Source organism: Mycobacterium sp. NGS17 (genome assembly GCF_059813205.1).
Window position 1 is genome coordinate 329,769 of sequence record NZ_JCALED010000005.1, and the last position, 22,108, is coordinate 351,876.

General features: G+C 67.5%; 19 protein-coding genes and 1 riboswitch. Of the genes, 16 read left to right on the forward strand and 3 right to left on the reverse strand.

Going from position 1 to position 22,108, the window contains the following annotated elements:
- Window positions 1-81: 81 nt before the first annotated feature.
- Window positions 82-759 carry an Rv1815 family serine proteinase gene (locus tag AC5Y7E_RS13875; protein ID WP_499949472.1) on the forward strand — a complete coding sequence of 226 codons (678 nt, stop codon included), beginning with the start codon at window positions 82-84 and terminating at the stop codon, window positions 757-759.
- A gap of 6 nt (window positions 760-765) precedes the next feature.
- Here the strand turns inward: AC5Y7E_RS13875 and AC5Y7E_RS13880 are convergent, their stop codons facing one another.
- On the reverse strand, window positions 766-1,221 hold the full coding sequence (locus AC5Y7E_RS13880) for a nitroreductase/quinone reductase family protein (RefSeq protein WP_499949518.1): 456 nt from the start codon (window positions 1,219-1,221) through the stop codon (window positions 766-768).
- A 122-nt stretch (window positions 1,222-1,343) separates the two neighbouring features.
- Between AC5Y7E_RS13880 and AC5Y7E_RS13885 the strand changes: the two genes are divergently transcribed.
- The 3 genes from AC5Y7E_RS13885 (at window position 1,344) to AC5Y7E_RS13895 (ending at window position 4,217) form a co-directional block, all read left to right on the forward strand.
- Entirely contained in the window at window positions 1,344-2,027 is a 684-nt protein-coding gene (locus AC5Y7E_RS13885) for a TetR/AcrR family transcriptional regulator (RefSeq protein ID WP_499916628.1), read from the forward strand.
- Between the two features lie 134 nt (window positions 2,028-2,161).
- Complete coding sequence (locus tag AC5Y7E_RS13890) at window positions 2,162-2,662, forward strand: VOC family protein (protein WP_499949473.1); 501 nt, start codon at window positions 2,162-2,164, stop codon at window positions 2,660-2,662.
- A gap of 61 nt (window positions 2,663-2,723) precedes the next feature.
- Window positions 2,724-4,217, forward strand: a complete 1,494-nt coding sequence (locus AC5Y7E_RS13895; protein WP_499949475.1) for an FAD-binding protein — start codon at window positions 2,724-2,726, stop codon at window positions 4,215-4,217.
- A 116-nt stretch (window positions 4,218-4,333) separates the two neighbouring features.
- Here AC5Y7E_RS13895 and bacA read toward each other — a convergent pair whose 3' ends face one another.
- Window positions 4,334-6,253: a vitamin B12 ABC transporter pemease/ATP-binding protein BacA gene (gene bacA, locus AC5Y7E_RS13900; RefSeq protein WP_499949476.1), complete on the reverse strand. Its 1,920-nt coding sequence runs from the start codon at window positions 6,251-6,253 to the stop codon at window positions 4,334-4,336.
- 71 nt (window positions 6,254-6,324) lie between these two features.
- Between bacA and AC5Y7E_RS13905 the strand changes: the two genes are divergently transcribed.
- From AC5Y7E_RS13905 to gcvP, 12 genes are all read left to right on the forward strand, one after another.
- Window positions 6,325-7,968: an acetolactate synthase gene (locus tag AC5Y7E_RS13905; protein WP_499916620.1), complete on the forward strand. Its 1,644-nt coding sequence runs from the start codon at window positions 6,325-6,327 to the stop codon at window positions 7,966-7,968.
- 37 nt (window positions 7,969-8,005) lie between these two features.
- Complete coding sequence (gene secA2, locus AC5Y7E_RS13910; RefSeq protein WP_499916618.1) at window positions 8,006-10,336, forward strand: accessory Sec system translocase SecA2; 2,331 nt, start codon at window positions 8,006-8,008, stop codon at window positions 10,334-10,336.
- A gap of 52 nt (window positions 10,337-10,388) precedes the next feature.
- A complete protein-coding gene (locus tag AC5Y7E_RS13915; RefSeq protein ID WP_499916616.1) occupies window positions 10,389-11,018 on the forward strand; it encodes a CDP-alcohol phosphatidyltransferase family protein in 630 nt (209 codons plus the stop codon).
- A complete protein-coding gene (locus AC5Y7E_RS13920; RefSeq protein ID WP_499916614.1) occupies window positions 11,011-11,937 on the forward strand; it encodes a DUF881 domain-containing protein in 927 nt (308 codons plus the stop codon). The genes AC5Y7E_RS13915 and AC5Y7E_RS13920 overlap by 8 nt, the downstream gene beginning before the upstream one ends.
- Before the next feature lie 55 nt (window positions 11,938-11,992).
- Window positions 11,993-12,325 (forward strand): DUF1290 domain-containing protein, encoded by a 333-nt coding sequence (locus AC5Y7E_RS13925; RefSeq protein WP_499949477.1) that lies wholly within the window; start codon window positions 11,993-11,995, stop codon window positions 12,323-12,325.
- A 253-nt stretch (window positions 12,326-12,578) separates the two neighbouring features.
- Window positions 12,579-13,343, forward strand: coding sequence for a DUF881 domain-containing protein (locus AC5Y7E_RS13930; RefSeq protein WP_499916793.1), 765 nt, complete (start codon window positions 12,579-12,581; stop codon window positions 13,341-13,343).
- 28 nt (window positions 13,344-13,371) lie between these two features.
- Window positions 13,372-13,770 (forward strand): glycine cleavage system protein GcvH, encoded by a 399-nt coding sequence (gene gcvH / locus AC5Y7E_RS13935; protein WP_499916610.1) that lies wholly within the window; start codon window positions 13,372-13,374, stop codon window positions 13,768-13,770.
- Window positions 13,771-14,064: 294 nt separating this feature from the next.
- Window positions 14,065-14,526 (forward strand): glycogen accumulation regulator GarA, encoded by a 462-nt coding sequence (gene garA / locus AC5Y7E_RS13940; protein ID WP_007771376.1) that lies wholly within the window; start codon window positions 14,065-14,067, stop codon window positions 14,524-14,526.
- Entirely contained in the window at window positions 14,526-15,278 is a 753-nt protein-coding gene (gene ftsR / locus AC5Y7E_RS13945) for a transcriptional regulator FtsR (protein ID WP_499916608.1), read from the forward strand. Before garA ends, ftsR begins: the two co-directional genes overlap by 1 nt.
- Before the next feature lie 111 nt (window positions 15,279-15,389).
- Window positions 15,390-15,884, forward strand: a complete 495-nt coding sequence (locus AC5Y7E_RS13950; protein ID WP_007771374.1) for a bifunctional nuclease family protein — start codon at window positions 15,390-15,392, stop codon at window positions 15,882-15,884.
- Window positions 15,885-16,162: 278 nt separating this feature from the next.
- Entirely contained in the window at window positions 16,163-16,792 is a 630-nt protein-coding gene (locus AC5Y7E_RS13955; RefSeq protein WP_499916605.1) for a MerR family transcriptional regulator, read from the forward strand.
- Window positions 16,793-16,837: 45 nt separating this feature from the next.
- Window positions 16,838-16,935: riboswitch (glycine riboswitch) on the forward strand.
- A 174-nt stretch (window positions 16,936-17,109) separates the two neighbouring features.
- Window positions 17,110-19,935, forward strand: a complete 2,826-nt coding sequence (gene gcvP / locus AC5Y7E_RS13960; protein WP_499949478.1) for an aminomethyl-transferring glycine dehydrogenase — start codon at window positions 17,110-17,112, stop codon at window positions 19,933-19,935.
- Between the two features lie 30 nt (window positions 19,936-19,965).
- On the opposite strand, the gene AC5Y7E_RS13965 is transcribed toward gcvP, so the two are convergent.
- Window positions 19,966-22,083 (reverse strand): substrate-binding domain-containing protein, encoded by a 2,118-nt coding sequence (locus AC5Y7E_RS13965; protein WP_499949480.1) that lies wholly within the window; start codon window positions 22,081-22,083, stop codon window positions 19,966-19,968.
- Window positions 22,084-22,108: the final 25 nt, after the last annotated feature.

Sequence of the window (22,108 nt, forward strand, 5' to 3'; positions counted from 1 at the left end):
CGCGAAAAGCTGAGCGGGGAGGACGGCTACGCCGTAATCTCGGCCTCCCGTCGGTATCGGCCCGATGGATCGGAGTTCAGGGTGCATCGTCGTCTGGTAAGGCGCGCATTCGCGGCGTCGACAGCTGTCGCAGCGCTGGCCTCCTTGCTGCCAGGTGTGCCGGCGCATGCCGACGTCGTCGTGTACCCGGGCATGGAGATACGCCAGGGCAACCGCGTGTGCACGCTGGGATATGTCGATCCCGCCCTGAAGGTCGCCTTCACCGCGGGACACTGCCGGGGCGGCAGCGGAGTGGTGACCGACCGCGGCGGCGCGGTCATCGGCCAGATGGCGGCCTTCCGGGACAACACCCCGTCCGGAACGACCGTGTCCACGAGCCAGACGATCAGCGATTACGAAGCGATCGTGCTGGACAACAGCGTCATGGCGAACAACATCCTGCCGGGCGGTCGTCCGCTGCTCTCCGATCCGGGCCTCGCGCTCGCGCCGGGTCAGCCCGTGTGCCATTTCGGCGTGATCACCGGGGAAACCTGCGGGACGGTGGAGAGCGTGAACAACGGCTGGTTCACCATGTCGCACGGCGTGCAGAGCCACAACGGCGATTCGGGTGGACCGGTCTACCTGGCGCCCAGCGGAGGCCCCGGACAGCTCGTCGGAATCTTCAACAGCGTGTGGGGCGATTTTCCGGCCGCGGTGTCGTGGGGGGCCACGACCCAGGAGGCTCGCGAGGACTTGGGAGCGCGCGACAACGCGCATTAGGGGCGGTCAGCCCGCGGTGCCCGCCGGGGTCAGCACGAACACCGGAATCGACGGCGCGGCGGCGCGGAATTGCTCGATGGTGCTGTCCGGGGTCAACCCGGCGACATGACCCTTGACCTGCCAATACCACCTGGCCAGATAGCGCTGGAGCAACTCTGGCTTAGCCGCGTCGTCGAGCACGCCCGCCCGCATGCGCCGCCGCCGCCAGCGCGGACCCACCTCCACGACGGACATGGCCCGGACATTGCGCGCCCACTGGGTGTTGCCGCGCGGGGATACCAGGTAGTCGACGCCGTCGACGGTCAGTAGGTTGACCACCACCGCGCGTTGCTTTCCCGTTTTGCGGCCGCGGACGCGCAGCGCCCGGGTTCCGGCGATGCTGATCCCCGCCTCGGCGAGCCAGCGGATGACCCCGTTCGCCGCGCGGGCGGCCCGGTTCGGTTTGTCGTATCGGGTGGACATGACGCGGCCCCTCAGCGAATCCTGGTCGAGCATTTGAGAGCGGTGCTCTCCTTTGTGAACACGCTGCCACAACCCGCCACGGAAGGCAAGAGCGGTGTTCTCGGTTGTGCCAGACTGACGGCGTGGGCAAACGCCAGGAATCGCGTGAGCAGATCGAGGCGCGCATCATCGAACTCGGTCGCCGCCAGCTGGTCGAGCGCGGCGCGGCCGGACTGTCGGTACGGGCCATCGCCCGCGACCTGGGCATGGTGTCGTCGGCGGTATACCGCTACGTGTCCAGCCGCGATGAACTGCTGACCTTGCTGCTGGTCGACGCCTATTCCGACCTCGCCGACACCGTGGATCGTGCCCGCGAGACAGTCGGGGACCTGTGGAGCGACGATGTCGTCGCCATCGCGCGGGCGGCCCGGGGATGGGCCATCGCGAACCCGGCCGGCTGGGCCCTGTTGTATGGCAGCCCCGTTCCCGGATATCACGCACCCCCAGAACGAACGGTCGCGGTGGGCACCCGGGTTGTTGCGGTGCTGTTCGACGCGGTGGCGGCCGGAATCGCCACAGGCGATATTCGGTTGACGAATGATCCTGCCCCCCAACCGATGTCGTCCGACTTCGAACGGATCCGCCACGAATTCGGGTTCCCCGGTGATGACCAGGTCCTGGCCAAGTGCTTCCTGCTGTGGGCGGGCGTGCTGGGCGCCATCAGCCTCGAGGTGTTCGGCCAATACGGCGCCGACACCCTGACCGATCCGGAATCCGTCTTCGAGGCCCAGCTGCGGCTGCTGGTCGACGTCCTGAGCCGGCATTGATGGCTTGCGATGGTCACGGGCAACCCAGAATTAGAACGTGTTCACCCGCCGACATCCCGGCCGTACGGGCTCGCCACGGCAAAGTTGAATAGGCCCTTTCTGGCGGGGTCGTGACTGGACTATCCTGCGAGACGATGACGCTTCCCGTTCAATCACCGACGCAGATCGCCTGGGTCACCCCCGACCTTGATGCCACCGAAACGGCCCTCACCGGCCTGTTAGGCGTGCGGAAGTGGATTCGCATACCCGATGTGCACTTTGCTCCGGACGCGTGTAGCTACCATGGCCGGCCCGCCGACTTCTTTGCCAGTATCTCGCTGAGCTACCTCGGCGACATGCAATTGGAACTGATCGAACCGCTTCGCGGCGAGAACATCTATAGTGACTTTTTGGCCGATGGTGGGCCGGGTCTGCACCACATCTGCACGGAGGTCGAAAGCCCCGAGCAACTCGAGGCGGCGGTGACCGAGGGCGCCGAGCGAGGCGCCACGGTCGTTCAGCGAGGCGTGATGCCCGGCGGCATCCAATTCGTCTACCTCTCAGCGCCGCAGGCGGGCGTGCCGTATCTCGAGCTTGCATACGTTTCGCCCGAGATGAGGGCGTTTTACGACTACATCAAACAGGAGCAGCGGTGAGTCCCGCCAGCGATGACGCAGTGGGGGCACCCCAGGTTTGCGACGAGGAGGAGTGGCGCCAGTGAGCACGGAGATACCGGCAACAGTCAGTGCGGACGAGGTGACCACGTGGTCGGACGACGTCGACGTCCTGGTGATCGGGTTTGGCATCGCGGGCGGTTGCGCTGCGGTCAGCGCCGCAGCCGCCGGCGCGCGGGTGCTGGTGCTCGAACGCGCCGCCGCCGCCGGCGGCACCACTTCGCTTGCGGGGGGCCACTTTTACCTCGGTGGCGGGACCGCGGTCCAGCAGGCGACGGGTCAAGAGGACTCGGTCGAGGAGATGTACAAGTATCTGGTCGAGGTGTCCCGCGAACCCGAGCTCGACAAGATCCGCGCCTACTGCGAGGGCAGCGTCGAGCACTTCAATTGGCTGGAAGACTTGGGTTTTCAGTTCGAGCGCAGCTACTACCCGGGCAAGGTCGTCGTCCCGCCGGGAACCGAAGGGCTCAGCTACACCGGCAATGAAAAGGTCTGGCCCTTCTGCGAGCGGGCGAAGCCGGCGCCGCGCGGTCACTCGGTGCCGGTGCCCGGCGAGTTGGGCGGCGCCAGCATGGTTGTCGACCTGCTGCTCAAACGCGCCGACGCGCTGGGCGTGCAGATCCGCTACGAGACCGGGGTCACCAACCTGGTCCTGAACGACGACGGGGCGGTGGTCGGCGTCGCGTGGAAGCACTTCACCGACACCGGTGCGATCAAGGCCAAGTCGGTCGTCATCGCGGCGGGCGGATTCGCGATGAACCCGGAGATGGTCGCCGAGCACACGCCCGCGCTGGGTCAGGAGCGACGCACCAAGCATCACGGCGTGGTGGCGCCCTACATCCTGGGCAACCCCCACGACGACGGACTGGGCATCCGGATGGGCGTCTCGGCGGGCGGCGCGACCAAGAACATGGACGAGCTGTTCATCACCGCCGCGGCGTATCCGCCCGAGGTCTTGCTGACCGGTGTGATCGTCAACAAGGAGGGCCGGCGTTTTGTCACCGAGGACTCCTATCATTCGCGCACTTCTGCCTTCGTGCTGGAACAGCCCGACCAGACGGCATACCTGATCGTCGACGAGGCGCACACCGAGATGCCGGCCATGCCGCTGATCCGCTTCCTCGACGGCTACGAGACGGTCGCGGAAATGGAAGCCGCGCTTGGCATTCCGGCGGGCAACCTCGCGGCCACGCTGGATCGCTACAACAAGCACGCCGCTGCCGGTGAGGACCCGGATTTCCACAAGCAGCCGGAATTCCTTGCGCCACAGGACAACGGGCCCTGGGCCGTGTTCGATCTGTCGCTCGGACGGGCCATGTATTCGGGATTCACCATCGGTGGCCTGGCGGTGACGCTCGATGGCGAGGTGCAGCGCGCCGACGGCACCGTGGTGCCCGGTTTGTATGCCGCGGGCGCCTGCGCATCCAACCTCGCCCAGGACGGCAAGGGCTACGCGAGCGGAACGCAGCTGGGCGAAGGGTCGTTCTTCGGGCGCCGCGCCGGAGCGCACGCGGCCGCACGGGCCGGGGGAGCGTAGGCGCGCAACGGCACAGCCGGAGCGCACGCGGCCGCACGGGCCGGGGGAGCGTAGGCGCGCAACGGCACAGCGCCGGAGCGCACGCGGCCGCACGGGCCGGGGGAGCGTAGGCGGCGCTAGACCTGCGCGGGTTCCTTGTCGACGGGGCCCAGCTGCCATGGGCCGCCGCCGAGCAGGTGCAGCTGCTGGGAGTGGTGCTGCTCGACGGTGGGCCGGTGGCTCACGCTGACCATGACGCACTCCGGCAGCTCGCCCCGAACCAATTGATACAGCGCGAATTCCAGGCCCTCATCCAGCGCGGAGGTGGCCTCGTCGAGGAAGACGGCCTTCGGTTTGGTGAGCAAGATGCGCGCGAAAGCGACCCGTTGCTGCTCGCCGGGGGAGAGCACCTTGGCCCAATCGTGCTCCTCGTCCAGCCGGTTGATCAGCGGTGCCAGGGCAACCTTGGTGAGCACGTCGTGCAGCTGCTCGTCGGACATGCCGTCCGGCGAATTCGGATAGGCCACCACGGTGCGCAACGTACCGAGCGGCACATACGGCAACTGCGACAAGAACATCGTCTCGTTGTCGCCATCCGGGCGGCACAGGGTTCCCGAGGCGTACGGCCACAGTTCGGCCAGGCTGCGCAGCAGCGTCGTCTTGCCCGCCCCCGAGCGGCCGGTGATCACCAGGGTGTCGCCCTGGTCGAGTTGGATGTCCAGGGAGTCGACCAATTGATCGCCCTCCGGCGTGCGCACCTCGATACCCCGAAGTTCGACGGCCGCCTCTTCACTGGGCTTGACGAGAATTGCCGGCAACGCGCGGCCCTTGCTGTTGGCGTCGACGAGGCCGTGCAGACGGATGATCGCCGCCCGGAAGGCCGCGAACGCGTCATAGTTGTTGCGAAAGAACGACAGTGAGTCGTTGATGTTGCCGAAAGCCTGAGCGGTCTGGGTGACATCGCCGAACGCGATCTCCCCGGCGAACAGGCGGGGCGCCTGAATCGCCAACGGCAGCGGAATGATCGTCTGCGTCGCCGACCAGTTCCATCCGTTGAAGATGATGGTCCGGCGGACGAACCTGCGGTAGTTGTCGATGACCGGCGTGAACCGCCGCCACAATTGGGTACGTTCGACGCGCTCACCGCGGTAGAAGCCCACCGCCTCCGCGGCGTCGCGCAACCGCACCAGGGCGTAGCGGAACGCGGCGTTGAGTTTCTCGTTGTTGAAGCTCAGCCAAATCAACGGGCGCCCAAGCCAAATCGCGACCACCGTCACGATCAACACATAGATCAGGACGGTCCAGAACATCGCACGCGGCACGGTCACTCCGAAAAGATCGAAGTCCCCGGACAAATTCCACAGGATCGCGGCGAACGAGATCACCGATGCCACCGCGTTGACGGCACCGAACAGCAGGGTGTTGGTCGTCCCGTTGGAGGGGATGTTCGGGGTGCCGCCCACTCCCGCGGTGAAGATGTCGACATCCTGTTGGATGCGCTGGTCGGGGTTGTCAATGGTGTTGTCGATGAACAGATCCCGGTAGTAGGCCCGGCCCGCGAGCCAGTCGTCGGTGAGATGGCCGGTCAGCCACATGCGCCAGGCGATGATGAACCGCTGCGTCAGGTAGATGTCGAGGATCACCCGGGCGATGAAGATGGCCGCCAGCAGGATGAAAATCCCGAGCGAGACCCAAAAATTGTGGATCCCGGACTGTTTGACCTCGTTGTTCCCCGTAGCGAGCCCTTTCAACGCCACCTGCAACGCCGTGTACATGTCGTTGCTCTGATAGCTGAACAGCACGTTGAGCCGGACCGAGAAGAGCACGAGCAGCAGCAGCACACCGAGCCCCAGCCACGCCTTGACGCTGGTCGGCCCGACGAAGTAGCCGCGCGTGATCCGCCAGAATTGGCGGCCCCACGGGGTCAGATACCTGGCGGCGACCAGCGCGGCCAGCAGACAGACGGCACCGATGACCCACGCGATGGCGAGCCACCGCAGGGAATCCTGAAATGCCGACGACCAATCGATGGACGGTTTGAACAGCTTCGAGTCCAATTTCGGCGTCTCCTTCTGCGGTCGGCACTTCCCCGCAAGCTACCCGAGCGGTTGTCGAATAGGCTGCGCAGATGAGCATCGACGCTCCGTCCAGCCAGACCGTACATGCCGGCCGACTCATCGCGCGCCGGCTCAAAGCCAGCGGCGTCGACACCGTCTTCACGCTATCGGGCGGTCACCTGTTCTCCGTCTACGACGGATGCCGCGACGAGGGCATCCGGCTGATCGACACGCGCCATGAGCAGACCGCGACGTTCGCCGCCGAGGGCTGGTCGAAAGTGACGAGATCGCCGGGCGTGGCCGCGCTGACCGCGGGGCCGGGCGTCACCAACGGGATGAGCGCGATGGCGGCGGCGCAGCAGAACGCCTCGCCGCTGGTGGTGCTGGGCGGCCGGGCCCCGGCGCAGCGCTGGGGCATGGGCTCGCTACAGGAGATCGACCACGTGCCGTTCGTGGCGCCGCTGGCCCGCTTCGCCGCCACCGCACAGTCGGCCGACGAGGCGGGGCGGCTCGTCGACGACGCGCTGCGCGCGGCGGTCGGTGCGCCGTCGGGCGTGGCTTTCGTGGATTTCCCGATGGACCACGCGTTTTCCATGTCCGACGATGACGGCCGGCCTGGCGTCCTCGTCGACCTGCCACCGGGGCCCGCACCCGACGGTGACTCGCTTAGCCGGGCGGCCGCCTTGCTGTCCGGGGCGAAGCGGCCGGTAATCATGGCGGGCACCAACGTCTGGTGGGGGCGCGGCGAAGCGGCCCTGCTGCGCCTCGCCGAAGAACTCCAGATCCCGGTGCTGATGAACGGCATGGCCCGCGGCGCGGTTCCCGCCGATCACCCGTTGGCGTTCTCCCGTGTTCGCGGAAAAGCGTTGGGGGAGGCCGACGTTGCGTTGATCGTCGGCGTTCCCATGGATTTCCGGCTCGGATTCGGCGCGGTGTTCGGCGCGCAGACAAAGCTCATCGTCGCGGACCGGGCCGAACCCGAACGGCGCCATCCGCGCCCGGTGGAGGCCGAGCTCTACGGCGACCTGTTGACGATTCTCGCGGCGCTGGCCCCGGCCACGGGGACCGACCATCAGGACTGGATCGGCGAACTGCGAACCGCCGAGACCGCGGCGCGCGCCAAGGAGCAGGCCGAGCTGGCCGACGACCGCAGTCCGCTACACCCGATGCGGGTGTATGCGGAACTGGCACCCATGCTGGATCGGGACGCGATCGTCGTCATCGACGCCGGTGATTTCGGGTCGTACGCCGGGCGGGTGATCGACAGCTATCGACCGGGTTGCTGGCTGGACAGCGGGCCCTTCGGGTGCCTGGGTTCGGGCCCCGGCTACGCACTGGCCGCCAAGCTGGCCTGCCCCGACCGCCAGGTGGTGTTGCTGCAGGGCGACGGCGCATTCGGTTTCAGCGGCATGGAATGGGACACCCTGGTTCGGCACAACGTGCCGGTGGTGTCCGTGGTCGGCAACAACGGCATCTGGGGTCTGGAAAAGCACCCCATGGAGGCTTTGTACGGCTATTCGGTGGTGGCGGAGCTGCGCCCGGGGACGCGTTACGACGAGGTGGCGCGGGCTCTGGGCGGCCACGGCGAACTGGTCGCCGCGCCCGGCGAGCTGCGGCCGGCGCTGGAACGCGCTTTCGGCAGCGGGCTGCCCGCCGTCGTCAATGTGCTCACCGATCCCGACGTCGCCTATCCACGCCGCTCCAACCTCGCGTGATGAATCCGCGCGGTGGGCCACCGCGTACCGTTGACCTGTGCCTAAGACGACCCGCGCTCAACCCGGCCGGCTGAGCAGCCGCTTTTGGAAGCTGCTCGGCGCCAGCACCGAAAAGGACCGCAGCCGCTCTCTCACCCAGGTCAACGACTCGTCGGAGTATGACGACGAGGCCGCCGGGCTGAGCGACGAGCAGCTACGCAAAGCGGCTGGGCTGCTCAACCTCGATGACCTGGCGAATTCCGACGACATCCCGCAGTTCCTTGCCATCGCCCGCGAGGCGGGCGAGCGGGCGAGCGGGTTGCGGCCGTTCGACGTTCAGCTGTTGGGCGCGTTGCGCATGCTGGCGGGCGACGTCATCGAGATGGCCACCGGCGAGGGCAAGACGCTGGCGGGCGCGATCGCCGCGGCCGGGTACGCGCTGGCCGGGCGGCACGTACACGTCGTGACCATCAACGACTACCTGGCCCGTCGTGACGCGGAATGGATGGGCCCCGTCATCGAGGCGATGGGTCTGACGGTCGGCTGGATCACCGCCGAGTCGACCAGCGACGAACGCCGGGCCGCCTACGGCTGCGACGTCACCTACGCCTCGGTCAACGAGATCGGCTTCGACGTGCTGCGCGATCAGCTGGTCACCGACGTCGCCGATCTGGTGTCGCCCAACCCCGACGTGGCCCTGATCGATGAGGCCGACTCGGTGCTGGTCGACGAGGCGCTGGTGCCGCTCGTGCTGGCCGGGACCACTCACCGGGAGACGCCGCGGCTGGAGATCATCGAGCTGGCCGGCCAGTTGGAGGCGGGCACCGACTACGACACCGACGCCGACAGCCGCAATGTCCACCTGACCGAGGTCGGCGCCCGCAAGGTCGAAAAGGCGCTCGGCGGGATCGACCTGTACTCCGAGGAACACGTCGTCACCACCCTGACCGAGATCAACGTCGCGCTGCACGCGCACGTGCTGCTGCAGCGCGACGTGCACTACATCGTCCGCGACGACGCGGTGCACCTGATCAATGCCGCGCGCGGGCGCATCGCGCAACTGCAGCGCTGGCCCGACGGTCTGCAGGCCGCCGTCGAGGCCAAGGAGGGCATCGAGACCACCGAAACGGGCGAGGTGCTGGACACCATCACCGTGCAGGCGCTGATCAACCGCTACACGACGGTGTGCGGCATGACGGGCACGGCGCTGGCCGCCGGTGAGCAGCTGCGCCAGTTCTACAAGCTCGGGGTGTCCCCAATTCCGCCGAATGAGCCCAACATTCGTGAAGACGAGTCCGACCGCGTCTACATCACCGCCGCGGCCAAGAACGACGCGATCGTCGCACACATCGCCGAGGTGAACGAGACCGGTCAGCCGGTGCTGGTGGGCACCCGCGACGTGGCCGAATCCGAGGAGCTGCACGAGCGGCTGCTGCGCCGCGGGGTACCCGCGGTGGTGCTGAACGCCAAAAACGACGCCGAAGAAGCCCAGGTGATCGCCGAGGCCGGCAAGTTCGGCGTCGTCACCGTCTCGACGCAGATGGCCGGGCGCGGTACCGACATCCGCCTCGGCGGCTCCGACGAAGCCGACCACGACCGGGTCGCCGAGCTGGGCGGGCTGCACGTCGTCGGGACCGGGCGGCACCACACCCAGCGTCTGGACAACCAGCTGCGTGGGCGCGCCGGGCGGCAGGGCGATCCGGGGTCGTCGGTGTTCTTCTCGAGTTGGGAAGACGACGTGGTGGCCGCCAACCTCGACCACAACAAGCTGCCGACGGACACCGACGAGGACGGCAAGATCGTCAGCCCCAAGGCGGCGGGCCTGCTCGACCACGCACAGCGGGTGGCGGAGGGCCGGATGCTGGATGTGCACGCGAACACCTGGCGCTACAACCAGTTGATCGCCCAGCAGCGCGCCATCATCGTCGATCGGCGTAATACGTTGCTGCGCACCCCAACCGCGCGTGAGGAACTCGCCGAGCTGGCGCCCAAGCGCTACAAGGAGCTGGCCGAGACCGACGGAATCTCCGAACAGCGCCTGGAGACGATCTGCCGGCAGATCATGCTCTATCACCTCGACCGCGGCTGGGCCGACCATCTGGCGTACCTGGCCGACATCCGGGAGAGCATCCACCTGCGGGCGCTGGGCCGGCAGAACCCGTTGGACGAGTTCCACCGGCTGGCGGTCGACGCGTTCGCGTCGCTGGCCGCGGACGCGATCGAGGCGGCCCAGCAGACGTTCGAAACCGCGAACGTGCTAGACGAAGAGCCCGGACTGGACCTGTCCAAGCTGGCGCGGCCGACGTCGACCTGGACCTACATGGTCAACGACAACCCGCTGTCGGACGACACGCTGTCCACCCTGAGCCTGCCCGGGGTCTTCCGCTGACGCCTGGTGCGCGCCCAGCCGCGCGCTCGCCGTTGGGCTAAGGTCACGGCTCATGGAGCCGGTGCTTCCGCCCAATCGGGTGCTGACGGTGCCCAACGTGCTCAGCGCTGTCCGCCTGGCGCTGATCCCGGTGTTCGTCTACGCCCTGGTGGTCGCGCACGCCAACGGATGGGCGGTCGCGATTCTGATGTTCAGCGGCGCCTCGGACTGGGCGGACGGCAAGATCGCCCGGCTGCTCAATCAGTCCTCGCGCCTGGGTGTCCTGCTCGACCCGGCGGTCGACAGGCTCTACATGGTTGCGGTGCCCATCGTGCTCGCCGTCGGCGGCATCGTGCCGTGGTGGTTCGTCATCGTCCTGCTCGCGCGCGACGGTCTGTTGGCGACGACGCTGCCGGCGCTGTGGAGTCGGGGCCTGTCGGCCTTGCCGGTGACCTACATCGGCAAGGCCGCGACGTTCGCACTGATGTCCGGCTTTCCATTGGTGTTGCTGGGCACCTGGGATGCGCTGTGGAGCCGCGTGATCGGGGCCTGCGGCTGGGCTTTTTTGATCTGGGGCTTGTATGCGTACCTGTGGGCGTTCGTGCAGTATGCGGTGCAGATGATTCTCGTGCTGCGCCGGATGCCCAAGGTCGACCGCGACTCTCGCCCGTCGGCCGCGGCAAGGGTGGCTGACCATGGCTGACGCGGACCGTCTGCTCGGCGGTTACGACCCCAATGCCGGTCGCGGCGCGCACGTGGCATCGCGGCCCAAGCTGATCCCGGTGCCGTCGCTGCTGCGCGCGCTGCTGTCCGAGCACCTCGATCCGGGCTACGCCGCGGCGGCGGCCAAACGCGGCACCGCCGACGCACCCCGCAGCCGGCGCCAGCGCGTGTTCGGTTGGCTCTGGCAGGCCGCCGCGGCGCTGCTGATCGCGACCGTCTTCGCCGCCGCGGTCGCGCAGGCCCGCTCGGTGGCGCCCGGGGTGCGTTCGGCCCAGCAGCTGCTGTTGGGCAACGTGAGGTCGACGGAAGGCTCCGCGGCCAAGCTGAACCAGCGCCGCAGCGAGCTGGCGACGCGCGTCGACGATGTGCAGCGCCACGCCCTGGCCGAGAACGCCGAGGGGCAGCGGCTGCTGAAACGGCTTGACGCCCTCAGCCTGGCGGCCGCGAGCACGGCGATCATCGGACCGGGCCTGAAGGTGACCGTCACCGATCCCGGTGCCGGCCCGAACCTTTCCGACGTGTCCAAGCAGCGGGTCAGCGGCAGCAGGCAGATCATCCTGGACCGCGATCTGCAGCTGCTGGTCAACTCGCTGTGGGCGAGCGGCGCCGAGGCCATTTCGGTCGGCGGTGTGCGGATCGGGCCGAATGTGACGATCCGGCAAGCCGGCGGCGCGATCCTGGTCGACAACAACCCGACCACCAGTCCGTACACGATCCTGGCCATCGGGCCGCCGCGGGCGATGCGCGACGTCTTCGACAACAGTGCCGGCATGCAGCGACTGAGGCTGTTGCAGATCTCCTACGGCGTCGTGGTTACGGTGGACTCCGCAGACGGTCTCACGCTTCCTGCCGGGTCGATCCGGGATGTCAAGTTCGCCAAGCAGATTGGGCCACAGTGAGAAACGCCCCCATCAGACACGTTCGCCTGGGTGAGACGCGGACGGGAAACCAAGCATGATCGGTATCGCAGCGCTGGCAATCGGCATCGTGCTCGGGCTGGTTTTTCATCCCGCGGTACCCGAGGTCGTCCAGCCCTACCTGCCGATCGCGGTGGTCGCGGCGGTGGATGCGGTGTTCGGCGGGTTACGTGCTTACCTGGAACGGATTTTCGACCCGAAGGTCTTCGTGGTTTCGTTCGTGTTCAACGTCTTCGTGGCCGCGCTGATCGTCTATGTCGGCGATCAATTGGGCGTGGGCACGCAGTTGTCCACCGCCATCATCGTCGTGCTGGGTATCCGCATCTTCGGCAATGCCGCCGCCCTGCGCCGTAGGCTGTTCGGGGCGTAACCGCGCCGGCGACGATGCAGAGCAGAAAAGCGATGTGGGGGCACGCCCCCACGAGTGGGAGGTACCCCCACCCGCCTGCGGGGGCGAGAAGCGGCGCAATAACGCAGTTGAGGTCAACGTGAGCCAGGATCCGCCAGACCACGCCGCCGGCCAACGCGCCGCCGGCGGCCAAAGTGGTGACGGGCCAACCAAGCCCGGTGGCTCCGGCGCCGATGCGACGGCAGAGCCGGGTGCGTCGCGCGGCCGCCACGAACTGGCCGCGAAAAGCCCGCGGCCCGAGATCGGCCCGGTGCACGACACCGGGCTGTCCGGCCTGGTGCGCGGCGGTCGGTCCCGGATGGTCTTCGGGACGTTGGCCGCCATGCTGTGCCTGCTCCTGGGCCTGGCCATCGTCACCCAGGTCCGCCAGACCGAGTCCGGCGACTCGCTCGAGACGGCCCGTCCCGCAGACCTTCTGGTGCTGCTCGATTCGTTGCGACAGCGCGAAGGCACACTCAACACCGAGGTGAACGAGCTTCAGAACACGCTGAATGCCTTGCAGGCGTCCGGAAACAACGACCAGGCGGCCATCCAGTCCGCACAGTCCAGGCTGGCGGCGCTGTCCATTCTGGTCGGGGCGGTCGGGGCCACCGGGCCCGGCGTCACCGTCACCATCGACGACCCCGCACCCGGGGTGTCGCCCGAGGCGATGCTCGACGTGATCAATGAGTTGCGGGCCGCCGGCGCCGAGGCGATCGAAGTCAACGACGCCCACCAATCGGTGCGAGTGGGTGTCGACACGTGGGTGGTGGGTACGCCGGGGTCGCTGATCATCGACTCCAAAACGCTGTCTCCGTCGTATTCGATTCTGGCGATTGGCGATCCACCTACCCTCGCCGCCGCCATGAACATTCCCGGCGGCGCGCAGGACACGGTGAAGCGCGTCGGTGCGCGAATGTCGGTCCAGCAGGCCGACCGCGTGGACGTGACCACCTTGCGGCAACCAAAACCGCACCAATACGCTCAGCCCGTCAAGTGAGCGCCGCCCGAACAGAACAGGATCACCCGTGAGCGATATTCCGCCCGACCTGCGCTACACCGCCGAACATGAATGGGTTCGCCGAAGCGGGGATGACACCGTGCGAGTGGGCGTCACCGATTTTGCGCAATCGGCGTTGGGCGATGTCGTTTTCGTTCAGTTGCCCGACGTGGGCACCGAAGTCACCGCGGGCGAATCCTTCGGCGAGGTCGAGTCGACGAAATCGGTGTCGGACTTGTACGCCCCGGTGTCGGGCAAAGTGTCGGCGGTCAACACCGATCTGGACGGCAGTCCGCAACTGGTGAACTCCGACCCGTACGGAGCCGGCTGGTTGCTGGATGTGCAGGTTCCCGAAGTCGGCGCATTGGAGTCGGCCATTTCTTCGCTGCTGGACGCTGAGGCCTACCGCGGAACGCTGACCGAATGACGATTGCTAATGTCCCTGCAGCCCCGCACAGCGAGCGTGCGGTGCAGCCGGGGTACGGGGGAGTCGAAGTTTCGGATCGTCAGGTGGTGGGCGCATTGCAGGCGGGTGCGCGGTACCGTCGACACATCGACCTTTGAAGACCTTCGGAGATCGCTGAGAGACACGTGAAAGACACTTGCAAGTAGAAGACGGCAGTAATCGGCATACCGGGCAACCAAACCTGGTGCGAAAGCCGGCCGAGCGGCCCGGACAGACAACGCCACAGCAGCCAGTGAGGAGCAGCGCGTGACGGACATGGACAACGACCAGAATTCGGACGAAGTCACGGTAGAGACGACTTCCGTCTTCCGTGCCGACTTCCTCAACGAGCTGGACGCTCCCGCACAAGCGGGCACCGAGAGTGCGGTATCCGGAGTCGAGGGACTCCCCGCGGGCTCGGCGTTGCTGGTCGTCAAGCGGGGACCGAACGCCGGTTCTCGCTTTTTGCTGGACCAGCCCACCACGTCCGCCGGTCGGCACCCCGACAGCGACATTTTTCTCGACGACGTAACCGTCAGTCGTCGGCACGCCGAATTCAGGTTGGAAAACAACGAATTCAGCGTGGTCGACGTTGGTAGTCTCAACGGCACTTACGTCAACCGTGAGCCCGTGGACTCCGCGGTGCTCGCCAACGGAGACGAAGTGCAGATCGGCAAGTTCCGCTTGGTGTTTCTGACCGGACCCAAGCAGGGTGAGGATGGAGGATCTTCAGGCTAGTGAGCGCGCCCGATAGCTCGGCACTCGCCGGGATGTCGATTGGGGCGGTCCTGGAACTGCTGAGGCCGGACTTCCCCGATGTCACCATCTCCAAGATCCGCTTCCTGGAGGCCGAGGGTCTGGTGACACCGCAGCGGGCCGCGTCGGGGTATCGAAGGTTCACCGCGTACGACTGCGCGCGGTTGCGGTTCATCCTTACCGCGCAACGTGATCACTATCTGCCGCTGAAGGTCATCAGGGCGCAACTGGACGCCCAACCCGACGGCGAGCTGCCGCCCGAACGAACGACTTATTCCGCCCCGCGCCTGGTGTCCGTGGCCGGAACCGGGGAGGCCGCCGGGGCGGACTCGGGCTCCGACACCTCGGCGGTGGCCCCCACCCATGTCCGGCTGAGCCGCGAAGAACTGCTGAACCGCGCGGGCGTAGGAGACGACCTCCTCACCGCGCTACTCAAAGCCGGAGTCATCACCACCGGACCCGCCGGCTTCTTCGACGAGCACGCCGTGGTCATCCTGCAGTGCGCGCAGGCGCTGTCGGATTACGGTGTCGAGCCACGACATTTGCGCGCGTTCCGCTCGGCCGCCGATCGGCAGTCGGACCTGATCGCGCAGATTGCCGGTCCGGTAGTCAAAGCCGGCAAGGCCGGCGCGCGCGATCGCGCCGACGATTTGGCGCGCGAAGTCGCGGCGCTCGCCATCACGTTGCACACCTCGTTGATCAAAGCCGCCGTTCGCGACGTTCTGGATCGCTGAGGACTAGACTTCGGTCGACAGCTTGGTTTTCGGCAGTAGGGCGGACTTTGACCTCGCCGTCGCTGGCGATCACCAATCCAACCGGCGCCACTATGCGGAGGGCAGACACAAATGGGTGAAGTTCGTGTTGTCGGCATTCGCGTCGAGCAGCCGCAAAATCAGCCGGTGCTGTTACTGCGCGAAACGAACGGTGACCGCTACCTTCCGATCTGGATCGGTCAGTCGGAGGCCGCCGCCATCGCGCTCGAGCAGCAAGGCGTTGAGCCGCCACGCCCGTTGACGCACGATCTGATCAGGGATGTCATTGCCGCGCTTGGGCATTCGCTGAAAGAGGTCCGGATCGTCGATCTGCAAGAGGGCACCTTCTACGCCGACCTGGTGTTCGACCGCAACATCACCGTGTCGGCCCGTCCGTCCGACTCGGTGGCGATCGCGCTGCGGGTCGGCGTTCCGATCTACGTCGAAGAAGGCGTGCTCGCCCAGGCCGGGCTGCTGATCCCCGACGAGAGCGACGAGGAAGGCGGCACCGCCGTCCGGGAGGACGAGGTGGAGAAGTTCAAAGAATTTCTCGATAGCGTATCTCCGGACGATTTCAAAGCCACCTAGCGCAAACCTGCTACCACCAGCACTTGGGAACGGCGGGGCGGCTGGTTTAGCCTGGAATGCGACATCACGGATCCGTCTCGAACCACACCGAGATGTCGACACGCTGGTGGATAGCCCGCCCACTTGGCCTCGCGGCGGCCATACTTTGTTCGCGACTACAGGCGCGGTGGCTATCGGAAAGCGTAAGCTCTACTAGCACTCGGGCCTGAGCAAACGTGGCTGCGCTGCAGCCAGGGACGCAGCTAACGACGAGAGCGCGATCGCGGGAAGGAACCACCGTGAGCGAGCAGCCACGCCAAGAGCAGCTCAACCTAGCTGAGAGCGGCAGCCCGGCGACCAGTGACCGCAGCGTCACCGTAGCCAGCGCACCCGTGCAGCCCGGACTCTTCCCGGACGACTCCGTGCCCGACGAGCTGGTCGGCTACCGCGGTCCGAGTGCCTGCCAGATCGCCGGCATCACGTATCGACAGCTGGACTACTGGGCGCGCACCTCGCTTGTGGTCCCGTCGATCCGCAGCGCGGCGGGCTCCGGCAGCCAGCGCCTCTATTCCTTCAAGGACATCCTGGTCCTCAAGATCGTCAAGCGGCTGCTCGATACCGGGATTTCGTTGCACAACATCCGCGTCGCGGTCGACCATCTGCGTCAGCGTGGTGTCCAGGATCTGGCCAACATCACCCTGTTCTCCGACGGCACCACCGTTTACGAGTGCACGTCGGCCGAAGAGGTCGTCGACTTGCTGCAGGGCGGGCAGGGCGTCTTCGGCATCGCCGTGTCGGGCGCCATGCGCGAGCTCACCGGCGTCATCGCGGACTTTCCCGGCGAGCGGGCCGACGGGGGCGAGTCGATCGCCGAGCCCGAGGACGAACTGGCGTCCCGGCGCAAGCACCGCGACCGCAAGATCGGCTGACGGCGCGCCCGTGACTTGAGCGGCCGGGTAAACTGGGCTGCGCATCGCATTCGAGCGGGAGAGTTTCGTGGCTGCCAGCCACGGACGCCGAAGGAGCAACACCTCTCCGTCAACCTCTCAGGCACCCGGACCGCACGAAATCTCGATGCCTCTGGAAAGCGGCGTGGGCCTGCGGTCCGCACCCGCCGATGGGGAAAGGCGCGCAGGCAGCATCGGCGCCGAATCTCTCAGGCGCCCGGTGAACGGGTGAAGACAGAGGGAGAGGGCCGTTAGTCCTCTGCCGTGATATGTCTTCGTCCGCTTACTCAGGAGTTCCAGTGTCCGACCAATTCACTTTCGCTGCTCGGCACATCGGCCCTGACAGCCAGGCCGTCGCCGCCATGCTCGCCGTCATCGGCGTGGACTCACTGGACGAGCTCGCCGCCAAGGCGGTTCCGGACGGCATCCTGGACCGGTTGACCGACGGTGGCACCGCGCCCGGCCTCGACCGGCTGCCACCCCCCGCCAGCGAGGCCGGGGCGCTCGCCGAGCTGCGGTCGTTGGCCGAGGCCAACACCGTGGCCGTGTCCATGATCGGGCAGGGCTACTACGACACGCTCACGCCTCCGGTGTTGCTGCGCAACATCTTGGAGAACCCCGCCTGGTACACCGCCTACACGCCGTACCAGCCGGAGATCAGCCAGGGCCGGCTCGAGGCGCTCCTGAACTTCCAGACGATGGTCGCCGACCTCACCGGCCTCGAGGTCGCCAACGCCTCGATGCTCGACGAGGGCACGGCGGCGGCCGAGGCCATGACGTTGATGCAGCGCGCGGCGCGCGGTAAAGCCAACCGCCTGGCGGTCGACGCCGACGTCTTCGCCCAGACCGCGGCCATTCTGGCGACCCGGGCCAGGCCGCTGGGCATCGAGATCGTCACCGCCGACCTGCGCAACGGTCTTCCCGACGGGGACTTCTTCGGCGTCATCGCCCAGCTACCCGGGGCCAGCGGCCGGGTCACCGACTGGTCGGGCCTGGTGGAGCAGGCGCACGACCGGGGAGCACTGATCGCCATCGGCGCCGACCTGCTCGCCATGACGCTCATCACGCCGCCCGGCGAGATCGGCGCCGACGTCGCCTTCGGGACCACCCAAAGATTCGGCGTGCCAATGGGATTCGGTGGGCCACACGCCGGCTACCTGGCGGTGCACGCCCGTCACGCCCGCCAGCTGCCGGGCCGGCTGGTCGGTGTGTCGCTGGATGCCGACGGGTCGCCGGCCTACCGGCTCGCGTTGCAGACCCGCGAGCAGCACATCCGCCGCGACAAGGCGACCAGCAACATCTGTACCGCGCAGGTGCTGCTGGCCGTGATGGCCGCGATGTACGCCAGCTACCACGGCGCCGAGGGGCTGACCGCGCTGGCGCGCCGCGTACACGGTCACGCCGAGGCGATCGCCGCCGCCCTCGGCGATGCGTTGGTGCACGACAAGTACTTCGACACCGTGCTGGCGCGGGTGCCCGGACGCGCCGCCGAGGTGACCGCCGCGGCCAAGGCCAACGGCATCAACCTGTGGCAAGTCGACGACGACCACGTATCGGTGGCCTGCGACGAGGTCACCACCGAGAAGCATGTCGCCGCCGTGCTCGAGGCGTTCGGCGTCCAGGCCGCCCAGCCGAGGTGCGCCGGCATCGTCACCCGCACATCGGAATTCCTCACCCATCCGGCGTTCACGCAGTACCGCACCGAGACGGCGATGATGCGCTACCTGCGCACGCTGGCCGACAAAGATATCGCCTTGGACCGCAGCATGATTCCGCTCGGGTCCTGCACCATGAAGCTGAACGCCGCCGCGGAGATGGAGCCGATCACCTGGCCGGAATTCGCCCGTCAGCACCCATTCGCGCCGGCGTCGGACACCGCCGGCCTGCGGCGTCTGATCGCCGACCTGGAGACCTGGCTGGTGCAGATCACCGGTTACGACGCCGTCTCGCTGCAGCCCAACGCCGGCTCGCAGGGCGAGTACGCCGGGCTGCTGGCGATTCACGAATACCACGCCAGCCGTGGGGAACCGCACCGCGACATCTGCCTCATCCCGTCCAGTGCGCACGGCACCAACGCGGCGTCGGCGGCGCTGGCCGGAATGCGGGTCGTCGTGGTGGCCTGCCACACCAATGGCGACGTGGACCTCGACGACCTGCGCGCCAAAGTCAGTGAGCACCGCGACCGGCTGTCGACGCTGATGATCACCTACCCGTCCACGCACGGCGTCTACGAGCACGACATCGCCGAGATCTGTGCGGCCGTGCACGACGCCGGGGGGCAGGTCTACGTCGACGGCGCCAACCTCAACGCCCTGGTGGGACTGGCGCGGCCGGGCAGGTTCGGCGGCGATGTCAGCCACCTGAACCTGCACAAGACGTTCTGCATTCCGCACGGTGGCGGCGGACCCGGCGTCGGGCCGGTGGCGGTGCGCTCGCACCTGGCGCCGTTTTTGCCGGGGCACCCGCACGCACCCGAGTTGCCCCACGGACATCCGGTGTCGGCGGCGCCCTACGGGTCGGCCTCGATCCTGCCGATCAGCTGGGCCTACATCAGGATGATGGGCGCCGAGGGATTGCGCGCGGCGTCGCTGACCGCGATCGCCTCGGCCAACTACATCGCCCGGCGCCTCGACGAGTACTTCCCGGTGCTCTACACCGGCGAGAACGGGATGGTCGCCCACGAATGCATTCTGGACCTTCGGGGGATCACGAAGTCCACCGGCGTTACCGTCGACGACGTGGCAAAGCGGTTGGCGGACTACGGTTTTCACGCCCCCACCATGAGTTTCCCGGTGGCCGGCACGCTGATGGTGGAGCCCACCGAGAGCGAGACGCTGACCGAAGTCGACGCGTTCTGCGACGCCATGATCGCCATTCGCGGCGAGATCGACCGGGTGGGCGCGGGGGAGTGGCCGGCCGACGACAACCCGTTGCGGGGCGCGCCGCATACGGCCGAGTGCCTGGTGATCGGCGACTGGGATCACCCCTACACCCGGGAGCAGGCCGCCTATCCGCTGGGTAAGGAGTTCCGGCCCAAGGTGTGGCCGCCGGTGCGTCGCATCGACGGCGCCTACGGCGACCGCAACCTGGTCTGCTCGTGCCCGCCGGTGGAGGCGTTCGCCTGACGGTCCTCTTTCCGCCTCGGCTCAGGGCGTTCAGCTCAGAAAGGTGTTCACCGCCGAAGCGAGGTCCGGGGACGCCGACGTCGCTAGGTTCTGATAGCTACCGCCACTGAGTTGGGAGACCGCTTCCCAGGTCGCCCGGTCCGGGTCGGCTCCGAAGTCGATGACGTTCACCGCGATGGGCTTGGCGGGATCAGCGCTCTTACGGATGAAGTCCTGCAGCCCCGGCCCGTCCAACGTCTGGTCGGTGTGCGGCCCCGCGGTGATCAGCAAGATCGAGTTCGTTTGGCCCGCATGATAATTCGTCTGCATGTCCTGGTAGAGCATCCGCAGCGTGGTGAAGGACACCGCGCCGCCGCCCGACGAGTACTGCTTGTCCAGGGCGGCGGCCAGCGCCGCCGAACGCGGCTGGCCGCTCACGGCGTCGGACAGCGGCCCGCTCGCCACCTCCGAGCGGCCTTCGTGTCCGTCGAACGTCCACAGGCCGACCACCGCGGTGGGGGGCAGCGCTTTGATCTTGTCCTGAAGGGCACCGACCACGTTGGCCAGCCGGGATTTCCCGCCTTCCTGTGCGGGCATCGACTGGTCGAGCATGATGGTCGTGGCCTGCCCGCTCGACGGGCTCGCCATCGCCTCGGCGAGGGTGGCCCGCATCGGCTCGTCTCCCACCGACAGCGCGGCGGGCAGCGCCGGGAAGCTGGTGACCGGACTGCTGGGCGATGTCACGCCGTTGACGCGGAAGCCGGCCTTCGCCAGCTTGGCCAGCTGGTCTGGCTTGTGCATGAAGCGCGAGAACTCGCTGGCCGCAGACGCCTGTTCTCGGCTCAGCCACGAACCGCTGAGCAGCACGGTGGGGTAGTCGGCCACCGCCGCAGAACCTGGTGGAAGCCAGAATCCCAAGGTGTCCTTGGCGTTTGGCAGCGATTGGCCGCGTTGGAACAGCTGTTGCTCGGTGGTGACGACCGCGTGTACCTGTGCGGTCGCCGCGTCAGGGGGTCCGAGCAGCACGTCCATCGCCTCGGTCAGCGAGCTGTTCGCCAGTTTGGGTTGTGCGCTCAACAGGCTGCGCACGGCGCCGGTGCCTTGCGTCACCGGGGCGCCGGGCGGTACCGAGGCGGCCGCCACCGCCTCGCCGGCCAGAAACGACGCGTCCCCGTTGCCGGTCATCGGCAGGGCCAAACGCAGCGAACCCCACCCGGGTAAGTTCAACCCCGCCAACGCATTCGGGTTGGTCTGCAGGCCCGGCAGCGCCGCCCAGTTCTGGTTGGACAGGGCGGGCGCGAGTTGGGGGCGGATGGCCAGCACCACCGGGGACGTGACCAGCGAATGGCTCTCGGTGACGGTCTTTTGCGCCGTGGCCCCGGCGAGCCGCGCGGCCGAGATCGAGCTGCCCGGAATCCACAGCGCCGGCTGGCCGCCCAATTCCGCGGGCCACTTGCCGATGAAGCCGTTGAGCACGGCGTCGGAATTGGCCGGCTTGACGCTCACCACCATGCAGTGGTCACCGACCGGCCCGGCGGATTTGTTGTAGCTTTCCGCCAATTTCTGAACGGAATCGGCGATGGACGGGTCGGCGACGACCGGCACCGTCTCCTGGCCCCCCGCGCAGCGTCCAGCGGCCGTGTGCGAGCGCTTGGACAACGCGTCACCGAAGAAGCTCCACAGGATCACCGATCCCACCACGACGACGACCGCGACCAGCGCCACGATCACGCCGATGCTGACGCCGCGACGGCCTCCCTCACTGCGATGGCCACCCAGCCGGTCGGCCAGTCCGCGATGGCCGCCCCCGAAGAGTGAGGGCGGTGCGGCCGGCGGCTCCGGGCTCGACGGCGGCGCCGGCCGGGACCGAAACTCCGGATAGTCATCGGCGGTGCCGTCGACGAAAGAATCCTCGGCGGCATAGAGATCGTCGTCGTCGGCCGCGAAACCCTCGTCGGGATGGCGACGCTCGTCCGGGTAGTAATCCCCCTCCGAGTAATCACCCTCGTCGGAATAGTCATCCTCGTCCGCGTAGAGGTCGGCTTCCTCGTCACCGGCATTCCGGTGGCGTCGTCCTGCCTCGTCGCCTCGAGACGGCTCGTCGACGACGTCGTCGCGAGAAGGTTCGTCGAGGAAGTCGTCAGGGTCGGGCGCACTGTGCCTACCCATAGCAGTGCCCGCGGCCTTTCCTTCG

Bases quoted from the DNA above. Each gene is read 5' to 3' on its own strand.
- AC5Y7E_RS13880 (WP_499949518.1), bottom strand. From the start codon at position 1,221: ATGTCCACCCGATACGACAAACCGAACCGGGCCGCCCGCGCGGCGAAC.
- AC5Y7E_RS13890 (WP_499949473.1), top strand. From the start codon at position 2,162: ATGACGCTTCCCGTTCAATCACCGACGCAGATCGCCTGGGTCACCCCC.
- AC5Y7E_RS13905 (WP_499916620.1), top strand. From the start codon at position 6,325: ATGAGCATCGACGCTCCGTCCAGCCAGACCGTACATGCCGGCCGACTC.
- AC5Y7E_RS13915 (WP_499916616.1), top strand. From the start codon at position 10,389: ATGGAGCCGGTGCTTCCGCCCAATCGGGTGCTGACGGTGCCCAACGTG.
- AC5Y7E_RS13920 (WP_499916614.1), top strand. From the start codon at position 11,011: ATGGCTGACGCGGACCGTCTGCTCGGCGGTTACGACCCCAATGCCGGT.
- AC5Y7E_RS13925 (WP_499949477.1), top strand. From the start codon at position 11,993: ATGATCGGTATCGCAGCGCTGGCAATCGGCATCGTGCTCGGGCTGGTT.
- garA (WP_007771376.1), top strand. From the start codon at position 14,065: ATGGACAACGACCAGAATTCGGACGAAGTCACGGTAGAGACGACTTCC.
- AC5Y7E_RS13950 (WP_007771374.1), top strand. From the start codon at position 15,390: ATGGGTGAAGTTCGTGTTGTCGGCATTCGCGTCGAGCAGCCGCAAAAT.
- AC5Y7E_RS13965 (WP_499949480.1), bottom strand. From the start codon at position 22,083: ATGGGTAGGCACAGTGCGCCCGACCCTGACGACTTCCTCGACGAACCT.